Source organism: Thalassobacter sp. 16PALIMAR09, assembly GCF_000765485.1.
Lineage (GTDB): Bacteria > Pseudomonadota > Alphaproteobacteria > Rhodobacterales > Rhodobacteraceae > Thalassobacter > Thalassobacter stenotrophicus.
Genome location: NZ_JHAK01000009.1, coordinates 1 through 13,990, shown reverse-complemented (window position 1 = coordinate 13,990; position 13,990 = coordinate 1). Strand labels below are relative to the sequence as shown.

Annotated in this window: 15 protein-coding genes; 9 read left to right on the top strand and 6 right to left on the bottom strand. The window is 60.1% G+C overall.

Annotated elements, in window-relative coordinates:
* Positions 1 to 2 precede the first annotated feature (2 nt).
* Genes PM04_RS14920 through lnt form a run of 4 tightly spaced genes read left to right on the top strand, consistent with a single transcriptional unit; the run spans position 3 to position 3,314 of the window.
* The gene (locus tag PM04_RS14920) at positions 3 to 458 is read left to right on the top strand and encodes a DUF411 domain-containing protein (RefSeq protein ID WP_038008346.1); all 456 of its coding nucleotides are present in this window, start codon (positions 3 to 5) and stop codon (positions 456 to 458) included.
* A 12-nt stretch (positions 459 to 470) separates the two neighbouring features.
* Positions 471 to 1,253: a ZIP family metal transporter gene (locus tag PM04_RS14915; protein ID WP_038008344.1), complete on the top strand. Its 783-nt coding sequence runs from the start codon at positions 471 to 473 to the stop codon at positions 1,251 to 1,253.
* A 28-nt stretch (positions 1,254 to 1,281) separates the two neighbouring features.
* The gene (lspA, locus tag PM04_RS14910) at positions 1,282 to 1,740 is read left to right on the top strand and encodes a signal peptidase II (protein WP_018001715.1); all 459 of its coding nucleotides are present in this window, start codon (positions 1,282 to 1,284) and stop codon (positions 1,738 to 1,740) included.
* Entirely contained in the window at positions 1,707 to 3,314 is a 1,608-nt protein-coding gene (lnt, locus tag PM04_RS14905) for an apolipoprotein N-acyltransferase (RefSeq protein WP_038008340.1), read from the top strand. The genes lspA and lnt overlap by 34 nt, the downstream gene beginning before the upstream one ends.
* Here the strand turns inward: lnt and PM04_RS14900 are convergent.
* Both PM04_RS14900 and PM04_RS14895 read right to left on the bottom strand, forming a co-directional pair.
* Positions 3,295 to 3,807, bottom strand: coding sequence for a murein L,D-transpeptidase family protein (locus PM04_RS14900; RefSeq protein WP_038008338.1), 513 nt, complete (start codon positions 3,805 to 3,807; stop codon positions 3,295 to 3,297). The genes lnt and PM04_RS14900 overlap by 20 nt on opposite strands.
* 63 nt (positions 3,808 to 3,870) lie before the next feature.
* The gene (locus tag PM04_RS14895) at positions 3,871 to 6,225 is read right to left on the bottom strand and encodes a cation-translocating P-type ATPase (RefSeq protein ID WP_038008337.1); all 2,355 of its coding nucleotides are present in this window, start codon (positions 6,223 to 6,225) and stop codon (positions 3,871 to 3,873) included.
* Positions 6,226 to 6,407: 182 nt separating this feature from the next.
* Between PM04_RS14895 and PM04_RS14890 the strand changes: the two genes are divergently transcribed.
* The gene (locus tag PM04_RS14890; RefSeq protein ID WP_038008335.1) at positions 6,408 to 6,692 is read left to right on the top strand and encodes a hypothetical protein; all 285 of its coding nucleotides are present in this window, start codon (positions 6,408 to 6,410) and stop codon (positions 6,690 to 6,692) included.
* 25 nt (positions 6,693 to 6,717) lie between these two features.
* Here the strand turns inward: PM04_RS14890 and PM04_RS14885 are convergent, their stop codons facing one another.
* Positions 6,718 to 7,383, bottom strand: coding sequence for a L,D-transpeptidase (locus PM04_RS14885; RefSeq protein ID WP_038008334.1), 666 nt, complete (start codon positions 7,381 to 7,383; stop codon positions 6,718 to 6,720).
* A gap of 530 nt (positions 7,384 to 7,913) precedes the next feature.
* The gene (locus PM04_RS14880) at positions 7,914 to 8,984 is read right to left on the bottom strand and encodes a hypothetical protein (protein ID WP_038008333.1); all 1,071 of its coding nucleotides are present in this window, start codon (positions 8,982 to 8,984) and stop codon (positions 7,914 to 7,916) included.
* Positions 8,985 to 9,210: 226 nt separating this feature from the next.
* On the opposite strand from PM04_RS14880, the gene PM04_RS14875 reads away from it, so the two are divergent.
* Positions 9,211 to 10,107 (top strand): recombinase family protein, encoded by an 897-nt coding sequence (locus PM04_RS14875; protein ID WP_038008330.1) that lies wholly within the window; start codon positions 9,211 to 9,213, stop codon positions 10,105 to 10,107.
* Here the strand turns inward: PM04_RS14875 and PM04_RS14870 are convergent.
* Both PM04_RS14870 and PM04_RS14865 read right to left on the bottom strand, forming a co-directional pair.
* The gene (locus tag PM04_RS14870; protein ID WP_038008328.1) at positions 10,091 to 10,486 is read right to left on the bottom strand and encodes a PIN domain-containing protein; all 396 of its coding nucleotides are present in this window, start codon (positions 10,484 to 10,486) and stop codon (positions 10,091 to 10,093) included. The genes PM04_RS14875 and PM04_RS14870 overlap by 17 nt on opposite strands.
* Positions 10,476 to 10,703 (bottom strand): AbrB/MazE/SpoVT family DNA-binding domain-containing protein, encoded by a 228-nt coding sequence (locus PM04_RS14865; RefSeq protein WP_009815510.1) that lies wholly within the window; start codon positions 10,701 to 10,703, stop codon positions 10,476 to 10,478. The genes PM04_RS14870 and PM04_RS14865 overlap by 11 nt, the downstream gene beginning before the upstream one ends.
* 246 nt (positions 10,704 to 10,949) lie before the next feature.
* On the opposite strand from PM04_RS14865, the gene repA reads away from it, so the two are divergent.
* The 3 genes from repA to repC all read left to right on the top strand — a co-directional run.
* A complete protein-coding gene (gene repA, locus PM04_RS14860; RefSeq protein WP_038008325.1) occupies positions 10,950 to 12,137 on the top strand; it encodes a plasmid partitioning protein RepA in 1,188 nt (395 codons plus the stop codon).
* Positions 12,134 to 13,150, top strand: a complete 1,017-nt coding sequence (gene repB, locus PM04_RS14855) for a plasmid partitioning protein RepB (RefSeq protein ID WP_038008323.1) — start codon at positions 12,134 to 12,136, stop codon at positions 13,148 to 13,150. Before repA ends, repB begins: the two co-directional genes overlap by 4 nt.
* Before the next feature lie 177 nt (positions 13,151 to 13,327).
* On the top strand, positions 13,328 to 13,990 hold a 663-nt coding region (repC, locus tag PM04_RS14850; RefSeq protein ID WP_038008320.1), incomplete at its 3' end, for a plasmid replication protein RepC.

Below are 13,990 nucleotides of genomic sequence, written 5' to 3'. Positions count from 1 at the left end.
CCATGAAACGCATGACCCAAGCTCTTGCCATCACGCTCGCCCTGTTCCCGGCGGCACAGGCCCTCGCAGAGGCAACGGCGATCGACGTCCGCAAGACCAACGGTTGCGGCTGCTGCCTCTCGTGGATGAACCATCTCGAAGAGAATGGCTTTGCGCCGACCGGCCAGGACATGTTCGGCGGGTTGCTGGTTCGCTTCAAGCTCGACAACGGCGTGCCGCAGCGCATGGTCTCCTGCCACACCGCGCTCATTGATGGCTACGTGATCGAAGGCCATGTCCCGGCCGCTGACATCCGCCGCCTTCTCGAGGAGCGCCCGGACGCCGTCGGCCTCGCCGTTCCGGGGATGCCCTATGGCTCGCCCGGCATGGGGCCAGAAGACGACCGCGAGGCCTATGATGTCTTCCTCATCCGCAAGGACGGGTCGACGGAAGTCTTTTCGAGCTACGCCGAAGGATAATCTGGCCCGCCCATGGAAAATCTGTCTCCGATAATGCTCGGCTTTCTCGGAAGTCTCGCCGCCGGATCGCTCACAGCAGTCGGAGCAGTTCCTGTGCTGTTCGGGCGCATCCCGTCTCGGGCCACACGCGATCTGTCGCTCGGCTTCGCTGCCGGTGTGATGCTCGCCGCTTCTTTCTTTTCGCTGATCATCCCGGCATTGGATGCGGCGGAGCCGATGTTCGAAAACGGCGCGATGCCTGCGGCCATCGTATGCGTTTCGATTCTTCTGGGCATGGGGGCTGTCGCCCTGATGAACGAAAAGCTGCCGCACGAGCACTTCAAGACGGGACGCGAAGGGCCCGAAGCGGCGTCTTTGCGGCGGGTCTGGTTGTTCATCATTGCGATCACGATCCACAACTTCCCCGAAGGCCTTGCCGTGGGGGTCGGCTTCGGATCCGGAGGTATGGAGGGCGGTCTGCCGCTCGCCATCGGCATCGGGCTTCAGAATGCGCCCGAAGGATTGGCCGTCGCTGTATCTCTGCTGGGCGAGGGATATCCGAAGCTGCGCGCCTGGGGCATCGCGGCGCTGACGGGCATGGTCGAGCCGATTGGCGGTTTGCTCGGGGCCGGCATCATCACACTGTCGGAACCGCTGCTTCCATGGGGTCTGGCCTTTGCCGCGGGCGCAATGCTCTACGTCATTAGCCACGAAATCATCCCCGAAACCCATCGCAGCGGCCATCAGAACAGGGCGACGCTCGGTCTCGCAGTCGGGCTCGTTCTGATGCTGTTCCTTGATGTCTGGTTGGGATGAGGCAATGTCACTAAACAAGGTATCTCCGATGATCGGCGTCTTCGCAGCACTTGCTGCGTTCGCGATCGATCAGATCACCAAAGCCATTGTCGTTGCGAATGCCGTCACTTTAAGCGCCGGAATTCCCGTGTTTCCGGGATTCAACCTCGTCTTTTATCGTAATGACGGCGTGACTTTCGGGATGTTGGGCGGCGCGCCGTGGTGGAGCCTCATCGCTTTCGCTCTTGCCATCTGTGTTTGGCTGGGGGTTATGCTGTTTCGCGCCGACAATGCGGTGGAAACGCTTGCCTACGGTGCGATCATTGGCGGAGCCCTAGGCAATGTCATCGATCGTGTGCGGTATCGGGCTGTAACAGACTTTCTCGATTTCTACATTGGCACAACACATTGGCCTGCCTTCAACTTGGCCGATGTATTTGTCGTCAGTGGCGTGGGGCTCTTGCTCGCCGCGCCATGGATCAGCGCGCGGCGTTCGATCAAGTCGTGAAGCCGGAAATTCTGAACCGCATCGCTCTGCGCCACCGTTTTCTTTCGCGGATGACGCTTGGTTTCGCCGCCGGGGCGATGACCGTTCTGACTTTCCCGCCTCTTTCGATTCTCCTGCTCGTTCCCGTTGCCTATTCCGCGTTGTTTGTCGGGCTTCGCGATCTCTCCTTCGGGCGCGCTTTCCTCGTCGGCTGGGCGTTTGGTCTCGGCCAGTTCGGTTTCGGGATTTGGTGGATCGCGGAAAGTTTCTACGTCGAGGCCGAGCGGTTTGGGACGATGGCGATTCCGGCGGTCGCGGGATTGTCCGCAGGTCTCGCGATTTTCCCAGCCATTGCCGCTGCGCTTTTTGCCGAAATCGCGCGGCGCGGAACCATGGGCAGTCTCTTGGCCTGCCTCCTGTTCGCGACCTCCTGGACCGTGGCCGAGTGGTTGCGTGGTCACGTTCTGACAGGGTTTCCCTGGAATCTGGCCGGTTACGCACTTGTAGACTACGCCGCCCTTCGCCAGACCGCCGCCTGGGTCGGAAGCTATGGGCTAAGCTTTCTCACCGTGTTCGTCGCGGCACTTCCCGGCGCGGCTGTCATGGCGTCCGGGCGGCAACGATTGACCGTTTCGCTCATGGCGCTGGCCGGCATCGCGGCTATGTGGGCCGTCGGCACGCTTCGCCTCCAGTCGGATGCACAACAGCCACCCAGTGTCGACCTGCGCATCGTCCAGGGCAACATTCCACAAGAGGAGAAATGGGCGCCCGAGAACCGCGAGGCGACCTTCGCGCGCTATCTTGAGCTTTCAACCCGGCACGGCGATTTCGACGTGCTTCTCTGGCCGGAGACCGCCTTTCCGGGTTTCCTCGATGAGGATACGGAGGCGCGGGCCCGCATTGCCGCTGCGCTAACGGAAGGCAGCGTGCTGCTCACCGGGGTGCCGGACCGTGTACCGAGCGACGATGGCACCCGATATTTCAACACGGTCCAGGCTTTTGGCGCGACCGGCAGAATCCTGACCGGATACGCGAAACACCATCTCGTACCCTTCGGCGAATATGTGCCATTCCGTGGCTGGTTGCCCATCGAGCGGCTCACGGCGGGTCTGGGCGATTTTACGCCCGGACCGGGCCCGCGAACGCTTGCGCTTCCGGGTGTGCCGCTGGTCGCCGTGGCGATCTGCTATGAGATCATCTTCCCAGGTCATGTAGTCGACGACCTGTTCCGACCCGACTGGATCTTCAACGCGACAAACGATGCCTGGTTTGGCAGCAGCATCGGACCTGAGCAGCATCTGGCTTCCGCACGCATGCGCGCCATAGAGGAAGGCCTTCCTGTCATTCGAGCCGCGAATACAGGCATCTCTGCGGTCATCGACGCGAACGGAGAGATCGTTGCGCGGCTCGAGACCGGCGAAACGGGCATCATCGACGCTAGTCTGCCCTCCGCGCGGCCGCCGACACTCTACGCGAGCTTCGGGGACTGGATGCTGTTGGCGCTCATTTTGGCTTCGTGGAGCTGGGCTCTGACGGCCAATGCGACGGCTCATTACCGCCGCATGAGAAAAACCGTCATGCAAAGATCTGGATAGGTGTTCCGTCCTTCACCATTGCATAGATGTCCTCGATCTGCCGATCTGTGACCGCGATGCAGCCAGCTGTCCAGTCGCGGACGTCCGTTGGGTCGATGCCCGGGCGTGGACCACCATGGATGAAGATGTCGCCGCCGGGGGAAAGGCCCTGCGCTTCGGCAAAGGCGATGTCGGCCTCATTCGGATAAGAGATGCCAACTGAAAGATGATAAGTGCTTTCAGGGTTGCGCTTATCGACTACGTAAGCGCCCTCCGGGGTCCGACCGTCTCCCTCAAATTGCTTGTGACCTTCGGGCGCGAAACCCAGCCCGACCGGATAGGTTTGCAATACCCGGTCGACTCCGTCGAGAACAAGCAAGCGCTGCCCCTTGTAGAGCCGAACACGGGTCACCTCGGGTCCGCCATAGCTGCGGAACTTGCTGGCACACCCGGACAAGAACGTTGCCAGCGCGCCTAACAGGACGGCGCGGCGGGGAAATCGGATGGTTTTCACTGCTCGATGCCTCTTTCGTGAGGTCTGATATGGACATTACGTTACCCTGCAAATGCTGCCTGATCAATGTCCGTGGGCAAGCGCGGCCTTTGTCATCTGTGGACCAACCTGTTCACCGCCGGACGGCGGCGCCTTGGCCTCTTGGCTGTTAAGCAGGCGCAGGGCGTTGGCCACCACCAGCAATGACACTCCTACGTCGGCTGCAATAGCGCCCCACATCGATGCCACTCCGAACGCAGTAGCGACGACGAAAACGCCCTTGGTCGCCAAGGAAATACCGATGTTCTGATGAATGATCGACACTGTCCGGCGCGAATGACCGATCAGCCAAGGCACCTTGCCGAGGTCGTCGGTCATCAGGGCAATATCCGCCGTCTCGATTGCCGCGTCCGAACCAACAGCACCCATCGCGATGGCGTAATGCGCACGTGCCATGGCGGGGGCGTCGTTCACCCCGTCGCCGATCATGGCCACCATGTCATGCGTTTCGACCAGTTCTTCGATGGCAGTCACCTTGTCTTCGGGCAGAAGCTCGGCGCGGACCTCGTCGATGCCGACCTCGGCGGCAACGGCGCGCGCTGTCCGCTCGTTGTCGCCCGTCAGCATGACGATGGTCTTCACGCCTTGCGCGTGGAGCTGTGCCACGATGCCCTTGGAGTCGGGGCGGATACGGTCGCGCAATTCCAGGATGCCGGTGACGCCGGTGTCGTCGCCCACGGCAACAAGGGTGCTGCCGGCCCCTTCGATGCGGTCGCGCAGATCCTTCGGAATGGCGTCGCCGAAACCCTTCTCCTCGGCAAACCGGTCGGACCCTAGCCAGATCGACCGGCCGTCTGTGCGTCCTTCAAGTCCCCTACCTGGAACGGTTCGGGTATCTTGCGCGGCGGACACATTGATGCCGTCGGCTTCTGCCCGCGCGAGAATGGCGCGCGCCAAGGGATGCGAGGAACGTGCCTCCAGCCCAGCGGCGAGGGTCATCAGATCTTGCGCCGATGCTTTGCCCAGCGGATGCACCGCCGCCACCTCCGGCTCGCCCATGGTGATCGTGCCGGTCTTGTCAATGGCCAGTGCAGTGGTCTTGCCCGGTGCCTCAACATATGCACCGCCCTTGATCAGCACCCCAGCCCGCGCTGAGGCGGTGAGTGCGGCGACGATGGAGACCGGTGTCGAGATGACCAGAGCACACGGGCAGGCGATCACCAGCAGCACGAGTGCATTGTAGAACCAATAATCCCAGGCCCCACCGAAAATGAGCGGCGGCAGCAGGGCAATTGCAATGGCGAGAGCCATGACGATAGGCGTGTAGATGCGGGCGAACTTCGCCACCCACTGCTCCACCGGCGCGCGGCGGGCATGGGCGTCACCGACCATGCGGATGATCTTGGCCAACACGGTATCCGAGGCGGCCTTCGTGGCGCGCACCGTCAGTGTGCCTTCGCCGTTGATCGTACCGGCATAGACTTCGTCGCCCCGTTCCTTTGGGACCAGCGCACTCTCTCCGGTGATTGGCGCCTGATCGACGGCCCCTGCCCCATCGACAACCTCACCATCCAATGGGATGCGGTCTCCGCCGCGCACGACGAAACGTGCGTTGATAGCAACCGCAGAAGCCGGAACGTCCGCTTCTGAGCCGTCATCATTAAGAACTCTTGCCGTCGGCGGCGCCAGGTCGAGCAGAGCTGAAACCGCATTCCTCGCACGCCCGACGCTCCAGCTTTCGAGGTAGAGCGAGAGCGAGAAGAAGAACGCGACTGTCGCCGCCTCGAAAAATTCGCCAAGCCCGATGGCACCGGCCACGGCGACCACCATGAGCAGGTTCATGTCGGGCGACAGCCGCCGAGCGGACGACCATGCCTTGGGTGCCACGAGCCAGACACCGAACAGGATCGCAACCGCGAACAGCCCTGCCTCGACCAGTGGCATCGGCGCTTCGCCGTGACCCGCGAAGAGGCCGAGCGCCCCGCCCATGCCGGTCTCGATGATGTGCCACAGAAATCCCGCGGCCCAGAAGCCTCCACTGAGCGCCGTAAACAGCCGCTGTCTTGCAAGATGGGCCGCCTGGTCGACCGACGCGTTCTCGGCATCCCAAGGCTTGGCGGTCATGCCGGTGCTTGCGACCAGTTCTGCAATTTCGCCGTCCGATAAACTCTTGGCGCTGTCGAGAATAGTCATCCGCCCATTGATCACGTCGAACGCGAGATGCTCGGCCCCGCCGATCTTCGGGCCGACCACCTTGTTTAGGATTGCTACCTCCTCGGCGCAATCGAGGCCGGACACCTGAAAACTGCGCCCGCCCGCTGGCGCGGGGGTCGCCGGAACGATGTCGCCGCACGTTCCGGCGCTCCTGCAGCAGCTGCCGCCGCTTGTCTGGGCATCTTCGGCGTGATCGTGGTCGTGACGATGGGTGTCGGGCGGCATGAATGGACCTCTGGATTCGGGTGCTTTACCATGACATAGCCCCTACAGTAGCTAGAGCTTCAAGAGCAAAATACGGTGGTATTTCAGTTTGTTTTATTGCTAGAGGATGCGGTGACTGGCTCTATCACGCCTTGAGGCATGAACAGCCGCTGCAAAGAAAAACAGTCACGAAAGGAAGCTGAATGCGGGTTTTGATGCTGAAGCAAAAAATGATAGGCGCAGTGGCGCTGTCGCTCACGGCCGGGTGCGCAGTCCAGCCGACTGGACCGGGCGACGCGGCAAAACAGGGGGGCAACGTTCCCGAAGCCGTGATTGCAATGGCTGGCCCGGATCAGGATGTTGCAACCGCGCGCTTGGTGCCGGAAGACGGCTGCTATTGGTACGAACACAGCGGCCCCGTCGAGACGACCTTGCTGCCGCTGCGCACGGCGAACGGCAATCGTATCTGCACCCCTCGCGAAACTTAGCTACGTTTGCCGACCGCTGCTTGGCTTAGCTGCGGGCAGTGACGCTGTCCTCTGCCGAGTAAAGATAGGCCGTAGAGCCGGTTTCGACGTTCGGGTAAAGGTTATTGATATGCGCCATAACCATCCGTACGCAACCCGAACTTGCGCGGCCACCGATACTTCGTGGGCTCGGAGTGCCATGGATGCGCAGAAGGGTATCGCGATCCCCGACGTAGAGATACAGCGCCCTTGATCCAAGCGCGTTTTCCGGTCCCGGTTCCATGCCATCGGCAATGTCAGCATAAAGTTCGGGGTCGCGATTGATCATGCTCTGTGTCGGTTGCCAGTGCGGCCACCTGACCTTGCGCTTGATGGTATAGACACCCGGCTCGTAGAGGTTCCCCCGCGCGATCGCCACGCCATACCGCATCGCTGTTCCACCATCTTCGATATGGTAGAGATACCGCGCGACCGCGTCGACATGGATATCTCCTGGCACGAGACCAGCCTTCGCAAGGACTCGTTGCGGCAGGAACCGCGGGTGCAAATCCCAGGGATTGGAGGTTTCGGGGACATAATTTGGAGGCGTCACCTGTGCGTCCCATTCAGCCTTCTGCGCCTCGGTGGGCCAGCTATCGGCAAACGTCACGCCGGGAACGGTCGCAGAAAATAGCGCCGTTGTTGTTTGAATGAAGTGTCGTCTTGTCAGCATGTCGTACCCTTTCGGTTCTCACCGGCGATTGATGGCAAGAACGGTATGTGTTCTCCTTGAACAGATAGGACTTCTAGTGGCTAGAGGTTCAAGGGCAAATTTTCGTAAGTAAACATGCGATCCTTGCAGTTTCCAGTTTGCTAGGGAGGAGAAAACTGCTCGCACGATACCTGGTCCGAAGTTGCGCAGCGACAATTCGTTAAGTCGCAGATTGTCTGGAAATTTAGGCACAGCGGCTTCGATATCGCGACCATGAGATCGGGAACGTCACGGCACAGGGAACTTACGCCACTCGCAAATGCTACGATGCCATCTCTGGCTCCGGCTCTCATTCCGTTATTTCGCCCGTTACAACCTTCACCCACTGGAGCTTCAAGCGATCAATTGTCACAAAAACGTGAGACGAATGGCTAACGAACGCTTTGGGCTGGAAAAGCCTTTTCGCATTCGAACGGAAAGTGGCTTAAACGATCATCTGGGGCGGCACTAAAGCGTGCCAGGTCAAGCCGGTGTCAGCCTCGACAAATGACCTATATTAGGTCAGCTTTCCACATGCGATACCTCCCGTGCCCCGTCACCTCGCGGATCAAACCGCTTGCCTCCATCCATGCGAGATTGCGCTGAACGGCGGCGCGGCTGGCTCCGGTCATGGCCTCAGCCATCGGGGCGGAGACCAAGGGCCATTCCGTGAAAACCTTTCGCAAGGCAACCGGCGTGCGGCCAGATAATTGCGCCATGACGTTTTCTGCCCGCCCGATCCACACTTCAATATCATCAAGTGTTCGCATCGCCGTAAGAATTGCGCTGTTCATCCCATCCAACCAGCGGGCCAAACGCTCGGGTGGCAAGCCCGAAACGCGCAGCCCCCCGGCCCCGGCCATAGCGAGCGGCGCGAAGATGGCACCGCTTCCATCGCTGGTCGCGATCCTGGACGCGGTGACGGCAGCTTCGATCTGGTCGCCGTGGCGTCCGAGGCCCGCCAAGCTCCACAGGTGATACCCCATGCACGCCCGCGTGATCGGGTGGAGACCCTTTGCGGCTGCCATGACGTCCAGCCACCCACCCGCGCGATCCTTGAAACGCTCAGCGCTGTCTTCAATGTTCTCGGGATCGCGGCGATCCAGGAAGGCGGCCAAGTCAGCTTTCGGTCCAGGACCGCCTGTTAGGCGCCGAACAGCCCATCCAACTCTTGCCAGTGCATTTGGGTCATCCTGTGCACCTGACAGCCGCATCGATATCCAGAGCGCCAGACGATCAGAACTCACCCGATCCCCTGCGAACCAGCTGAGATCCGCTGCCTCGATAAGAGCGAGGCGATGCCGCCAGCCTTCCGGGCCACGCAGCAGCCGGTCATCCAGAGCTCCCAGGCGTCCAGCCACTCTTGCCAGTCGCGCAGCGTGAACGCCTTCTGCTTTTGCCCAGTCTTCGACGACAGCAGTGTCGGGCGGTTCCGCCCGTGGCCCTGGAGGCAAATCATCCGGTTCTTCTTCAAGTGACCTAGGTAGAAACCAGAGATCGTCTTCGTGAGCCTCTTCATCCTCCTCGATGGTGATAAGGGGGTCGTCGTAATCATCAGTCAAAGAAGAGGCTTGCGTCATCATGTGTGCAAAATACTGATTTTTTGCACATTGCCCAGGCGTTTTTGTGGCCGCTGCCTGCGCCCTTTATATAGTACGAGCGCGCGACTGCAGGTGAAACCTCTCAGATCGCTTTCAGCGCAAGGAAACCAAAGGTTTTTGGACGAGCACGACGAGAGAGCACCTACTTGCATTTGTTTACAAACGGTCGTTTAATAGCGATACACTAAATTGAAAACGGCCCGATTTCATGCCCCTCATAGGCTACGCGCGCGTCTCCACAGAGGATCAGACCCCCCTGCCCCAGTCTGAGGCCCTGCAAACTTCGGGTTGCGTCGAGATCTTTGAAGAGCACGCCTCGGGCGGCAATCGCGCGCGACCGGTGCTGGCACGCGTGCTCGAACGCGTCCAGAGCGGCGACACGCTGGTCGTTGTGCGGATCGACCGGCTTGCGCGGTCCCTGTCGCACTTGCTGGAGGTGATCGAACGTCTGGAGGCCAAGGGAGCTTTCTTCCGCTCCCTGCAGGACCCCATCGACACCGCTTCCCCGCAGGGCAAATTCACATTGCAGGTTCTGGGCGCCGCGGCCGAGTTCGAGCGCGCGCTCATACGTGAGCGCACAAAGGCCGGGCTTGCCTCTGCGCGCGCCAAAGGGCGCGTTGGTGGCAATCCTGGGCTGCGCGCCAAGGATCCCGCTGCGCTGCGCAAGGTGCGGCTGGCGCGACAGGACGGCTACATGGAGCGCCTCAACGAGACCGCGCAGGATTGGGTGCCCCATGTGCGCCGCTTGCGGCCGGATATGGCCTGGGAAGATGTTTTACGAATCATTAATGGCCCCCTGCCCCACGACCGGCACTGGACCCAAAGCCGCCTACTCCGTGCTGTGAAAGCCTATGTCCGCGACGGGTTTCTACCCGCCGGGGTCCTCGCCCGAGCTGGACGCCGAGCAACCGACGATCGCCTGCCTGCCATCGTGGCGGCCATCAAAGGCGCAGATCCGGATATCACGCTACAGGCGATCTGCGACCGGTTGGAAGCCATGCGTGAGCGGACTCCACGGGGACGTACAAGCTGGCAACCGTCATCCGTCAGGATGCTGTTGGAACGGGCGGAGCGACTTGGGTTGCTGGTCAGGCAAATGGATTGACGATGCGCAGCCGATCCTCGACCAGCAATCCGTCGTGCATGTCCTCAGTCCACAACGTCGTGCACCCAGCGATCAGCGCGGCAGACACGATCATCGCGTCATAGACCGATAACTGGTACTTCTCTGCCAACGCGCGACCGACTTGATGGGTTTGAACCGTTAGGCCCTCGACAGGGCATAAGGACTTAATACCCTCAAGAAACGCTCCGGTATCTTCCCAACTGAGCCCAGCTTTCCGTCGGCAATTGACCATCGCTTCGTTCAGGACCTGAACGCTGATCCGGGGTCCCTGCCCCAGAATTTCCTCCGTCCTCTCAGCCTTTGGACCATCGTCAAGCAGGTAGAGCACAACATTCGTGTCTGCGAATTCAGCGCTCATGCGCGGCGTCGCGGCTTAGACGCGCGTCCTTGGGCAGTTTTCCGCGAAACCGCCTTAGCCCTTGTAGAACTTCATCGGCGCGAGGTTGGCGTCTCACAAGAATGGTTCCATCGTCCTTTACCAAGTCGACCTGATCGCCTTCCTTTAGGCCCAGTTCCCGCACAAGATCCGCGGGTAGCCGGACGGCAAGGGAGTTTCCCCATTTGGCAACTTGCATCTTGTCCTCTCAGGCATGGATAAACGTCCAAGTATGTATATCCAAAACAACCAAAAGGCAAGCTGCGGTGCGTTACACCATGCTGTAGAAGACTAATATCCTTGTGTTCGGTGAGGACTCGCCCACTAGATGTGGAAAAACCTTGCGCGAATCCGACTCTTGCGTCAATAGTCACGGAAACGAGGCAAAAAACGCCAATTTCCGTGAACACGCCAAAGACGCGATGTCTCGGAGGCGAGAGGGCAGATGGACAATACCTTTGTGCATGAGGATCTCAACGCAGTGATCCGCCAGCATTCGGAATGGCTGGCCAACCAGTTGCATTCGCAACGTGAGAGCCTGTTTCCACCCGATGCCGAGAAGACCATGCGCAAATTCACCTCAGGTGAGGCTGCGGCGCTGCTTGGCGTCAACGATTCCTATCTTCGGAAACTCAACCTCGATGGCAAGGGGCCTTCTCCCGAGCTGACCGCCGGCAATCGGCGTCTCTACTCGGCTCAGGACATTCAGGCGCTGCGTGTGCTCCTTGAAAAAACCGCTCGCAAGCCGGGTGATTACGTTCCCGGACGACGAGAAGGTGACCATCTTCAGGTCATCGGGGTGATGAATTTCAAGGGCGGTTCAGGGAAAACAACAACCTCTGCCCATCTCGCCCAACGGCTTGCCCTGCGCGGATATCGTGTGTTGGGCATTGATCTTGACCCACAAGCTTCCTTCACCGCGCTGCACGGCGTTCAGCCGGAATTGGACCTCGAGGATGGCGGCACTCTTTACGATGCGATCCGCTATGAGGACCCGGAGCCGATCCGGTCGGTCATCCGCAAGACCTACATCCCCAATCTCGACTTGATCCCTGGAAATCTCGAACTAATGGAGTTCGAGCACGATACTCCGCGCGCGCTGGCGCAGGGCAATGCAGGACTTTTCTTCTTCCGTGTTAAGGAGGCATTGGCCCAGGTCGACGGGGACTATGACGTCGTCGTCATTGATTGCCCACCGCAGCTAGGATTTCTCACCATGTCCGCACTGTCCGCGGCCACGGGTGTTTTGGTGACGATCCACCCGGAAATGCTCGATGTGATGTCAATGTCGCAATTCCTCCGCATGACAGCCGACCTCATGGACGTGATCGCCGAGAGCGGCGCTGATATGTCTCATGACTGGATGCGCTATGTTTTGACCCGCTACGAGCCGCAGGATGCGCCGCAGAACCGCATCGTGGCTTTTCTGCGAACAATGTACGGCGAAGCCGTGCTGAATTCGCCTATGTTGAAGTCCACAGCCATCTCAGATGCGGGCCTAACCAAGCAGACACTTTATGAAGTGGAGCGCAGCGCGTTCACGCGTTCCACCTATGATCGCGCGATCGAGAGCCTGAATACGCTGAATGACGAGATCGCCGAACTAATCCAGAAAACCTGGGGGCGCACATGACCAGTGGCAAGAAGAAGCGCATGTCAATGCTGGACAGTCTCGCGGCAGCTGGGGCCCCCTCCCCTGCCCCTCAGACAGGTGCTGTGACACCGATGATGACCTCGAATCGCGCCCTTCGGTCCGCCCGCGACGCGGTCGATTCTCATCATGTTTGGGAACTTGACCCGGCGAGCATCGAAGACGGGCGTATGGCGGACCGGCTTGACCCGGCCGATGTACTGGATTTGCGCGATGCGATTGAGGCGAACGGTCAGACTGTTCCGATCCTCGTGCGACGTGCGCCGGGTGAAGATGATCGCTACCTTTTGGTCTATGGGCGACGCAGGCTGGAGGCGATCCGTCAGTCCGATAAGGTTACCAAGGTTCGCGCGTTAGTCACCAACCTGGATGACGACAGCGCTCTGCGTGCTCAGATTTCGGAGAACATGGGGCGGCGCGATTTGTCTTTTATTGAAAAGGCCCTGTTCGCAAAGGACCTTGTGTCGTCCGGCTTCGGGAATCAATCTCAGGTTGCAGAAGTTCTTACCGTCACGAAGTCGACCATATCTATGGCGATCGCGATTGCGGACATGGTCGGGCCGGATCTGGTACGCGCCATTGGCGCCGCCCATGGCATTGGCCGACCCCGATGGGAATCCCTTGGTCGGGCCATCGACGAGAATGGTCTGGACCGCGAGGACCTTATGGGGATCGCGAAAGAGGCACGTGAAAATGCCGAGACCTCCATGGTGGTGGATGACGTTGCCTCTACCAATGACCCGTCCATCCAAGCGTTCCTGGCCGTAGAAAAGGCTGTGACCAACGCGATCAAACCGGCCAAGTCGCCCTCCCCTGCCCCACCTTCCAGCGTTCCGCTGAAGATTGGCGGCAAACGCGGCGGCACGGTCAAACGCACTGCCAAGGGCCTATCGATCGAGTTGGCGGATGGAGACTTCGCCGATTGGGTCGAGACGCAAGTGCATGACATGATTGAAGACCTTCACGATCGCTGGAAGCAGCGGTCGGAAGACTGAGGAAGAGCAGAAATCAAAGAAGGAGGCACGAAAAGGCAAAAGAAAAGGTCCCGCAAAGCGACCACTCCACGAGACCCTAACTTGTTTCTAGCACCTTCAAGGTAGTGTCCGGAGCTATTTTCCGCAAGTCCAAAGTGATTCGCGGACCTGGATATTTTTGTCTTCGTGAATGAAAAAATGGACTACACGCCCGTAACGCCCTTCCGGCGAACGATAGATGCTGCCATCCTGAAACATCAGGCAGCGACTCAGGAAGACCTGCCCCCAGCCGGCGCCAACAAGTGGGAGGTCCTGAGGGAGCTCGCTGCCGCTCGAGTTGCGTTCGGCTTGTCCGATCGGGATTTGACGGTGCTACAGGCGCTGGTCAGCTTTCACCAAGCGACCATTCTCGGAGGCAATGACAGCGAATTGATTGTACATCCGTCCAACAAGGCGCTTTGCGAGCGCCTGAACGGCATGCCCTGCTCGACGATGCGGCGCCACCTCTCCAACCTTGTGCAGACTGGCTTTGTCGTCCGGCGCGATAGCCCCAATGGGAAGCGCTATGCCCGCCGCTACGGCGACGAAAAGGTTGCGTTTGGGCTCGACCTCTCGCCGCTCGTTCGACGCTTCCAGGAGGTTTGTGAGGCCGCTGAGACCGTCCGGGCTGCAGAAGAGCGGTACAAGCGCCTACGTGCCACTGTGAGCCTCATGCGGCGTGACCTCGCAGGGCTGGCCGAGTACGGGTGCTCACTTCGTCCGGATCATGGCGTCTGGGACCAGTTCTCTGATCTTGCGGCCCTAGTGGCCCGAGACCTTCGTAGAAAACTCGAAATGGAAGACCTTAGGCGCATCGAAGAC

Bases quoted from the DNA above. Each gene is read 5' to 3' on its own strand.
- PM04_RS14880 (WP_038008333.1), bottom strand. From the start codon at position 8,984: ATGATGACGCAAGCCTCTTCTTTGACTGATGATTACGACGACCCCCTT.
- PM04_RS14915 (WP_038008344.1), top strand. From the start codon at position 471: ATGGAAAATCTGTCTCCGATAATGCTCGGCTTTCTCGGAAGTCTCGCC.
- PM04_RS14890 (WP_038008335.1), top strand. From the start codon at position 6,408: ATGCGGGTTTTGATGCTGAAGCAAAAAATGATAGGCGCAGTGGCGCTG.
- PM04_RS14895 (WP_038008337.1), bottom strand. From the start codon at position 6,225: ATGCCGCCCGACACCCATCGTCACGACCACGATCACGCCGAAGATGCC.
- PM04_RS14865 (WP_009815510.1), bottom strand. From the start codon at position 10,703: ATGCAAGTTGCCAAATGGGGAAACTCCCTTGCCGTCCGGCTACCCGCG.
- repA (WP_038008325.1), top strand. From the start codon at position 10,950: ATGGACAATACCTTTGTGCATGAGGATCTCAACGCAGTGATCCGCCAG.
- PM04_RS14870 (WP_038008328.1), bottom strand. From the start codon at position 10,486: ATGAGCGCTGAATTCGCAGACACGAATGTTGTGCTCTACCTGCTTGAC.
- repB (WP_038008323.1), top strand. From the start codon at position 12,134: ATGACCAGTGGCAAGAAGAAGCGCATGTCAATGCTGGACAGTCTCGCG.
- lspA (WP_018001715.1), top strand. From the start codon at position 1,282: ATGATCGGCGTCTTCGCAGCACTTGCTGCGTTCGCGATCGATCAGATC.
- PM04_RS14875 (WP_038008330.1), top strand. From the start codon at position 9,211: ATGCCCCTCATAGGCTACGCGCGCGTCTCCACAGAGGATCAGACCCCC.
- lnt (WP_038008340.1), top strand. From the start codon at position 1,707: ATGGATCAGCGCGCGGCGTTCGATCAAGTCGTGAAGCCGGAAATTCTG.
- PM04_RS14885 (WP_038008334.1), bottom strand. From the start codon at position 7,383: ATGCTGACAAGACGACACTTCATTCAAACAACAACGGCGCTATTTTCT.
- PM04_RS14920 (WP_038008346.1), top strand. From the start codon at position 3: ATGAAACGCATGACCCAAGCTCTTGCCATCACGCTCGCCCTGTTCCCG.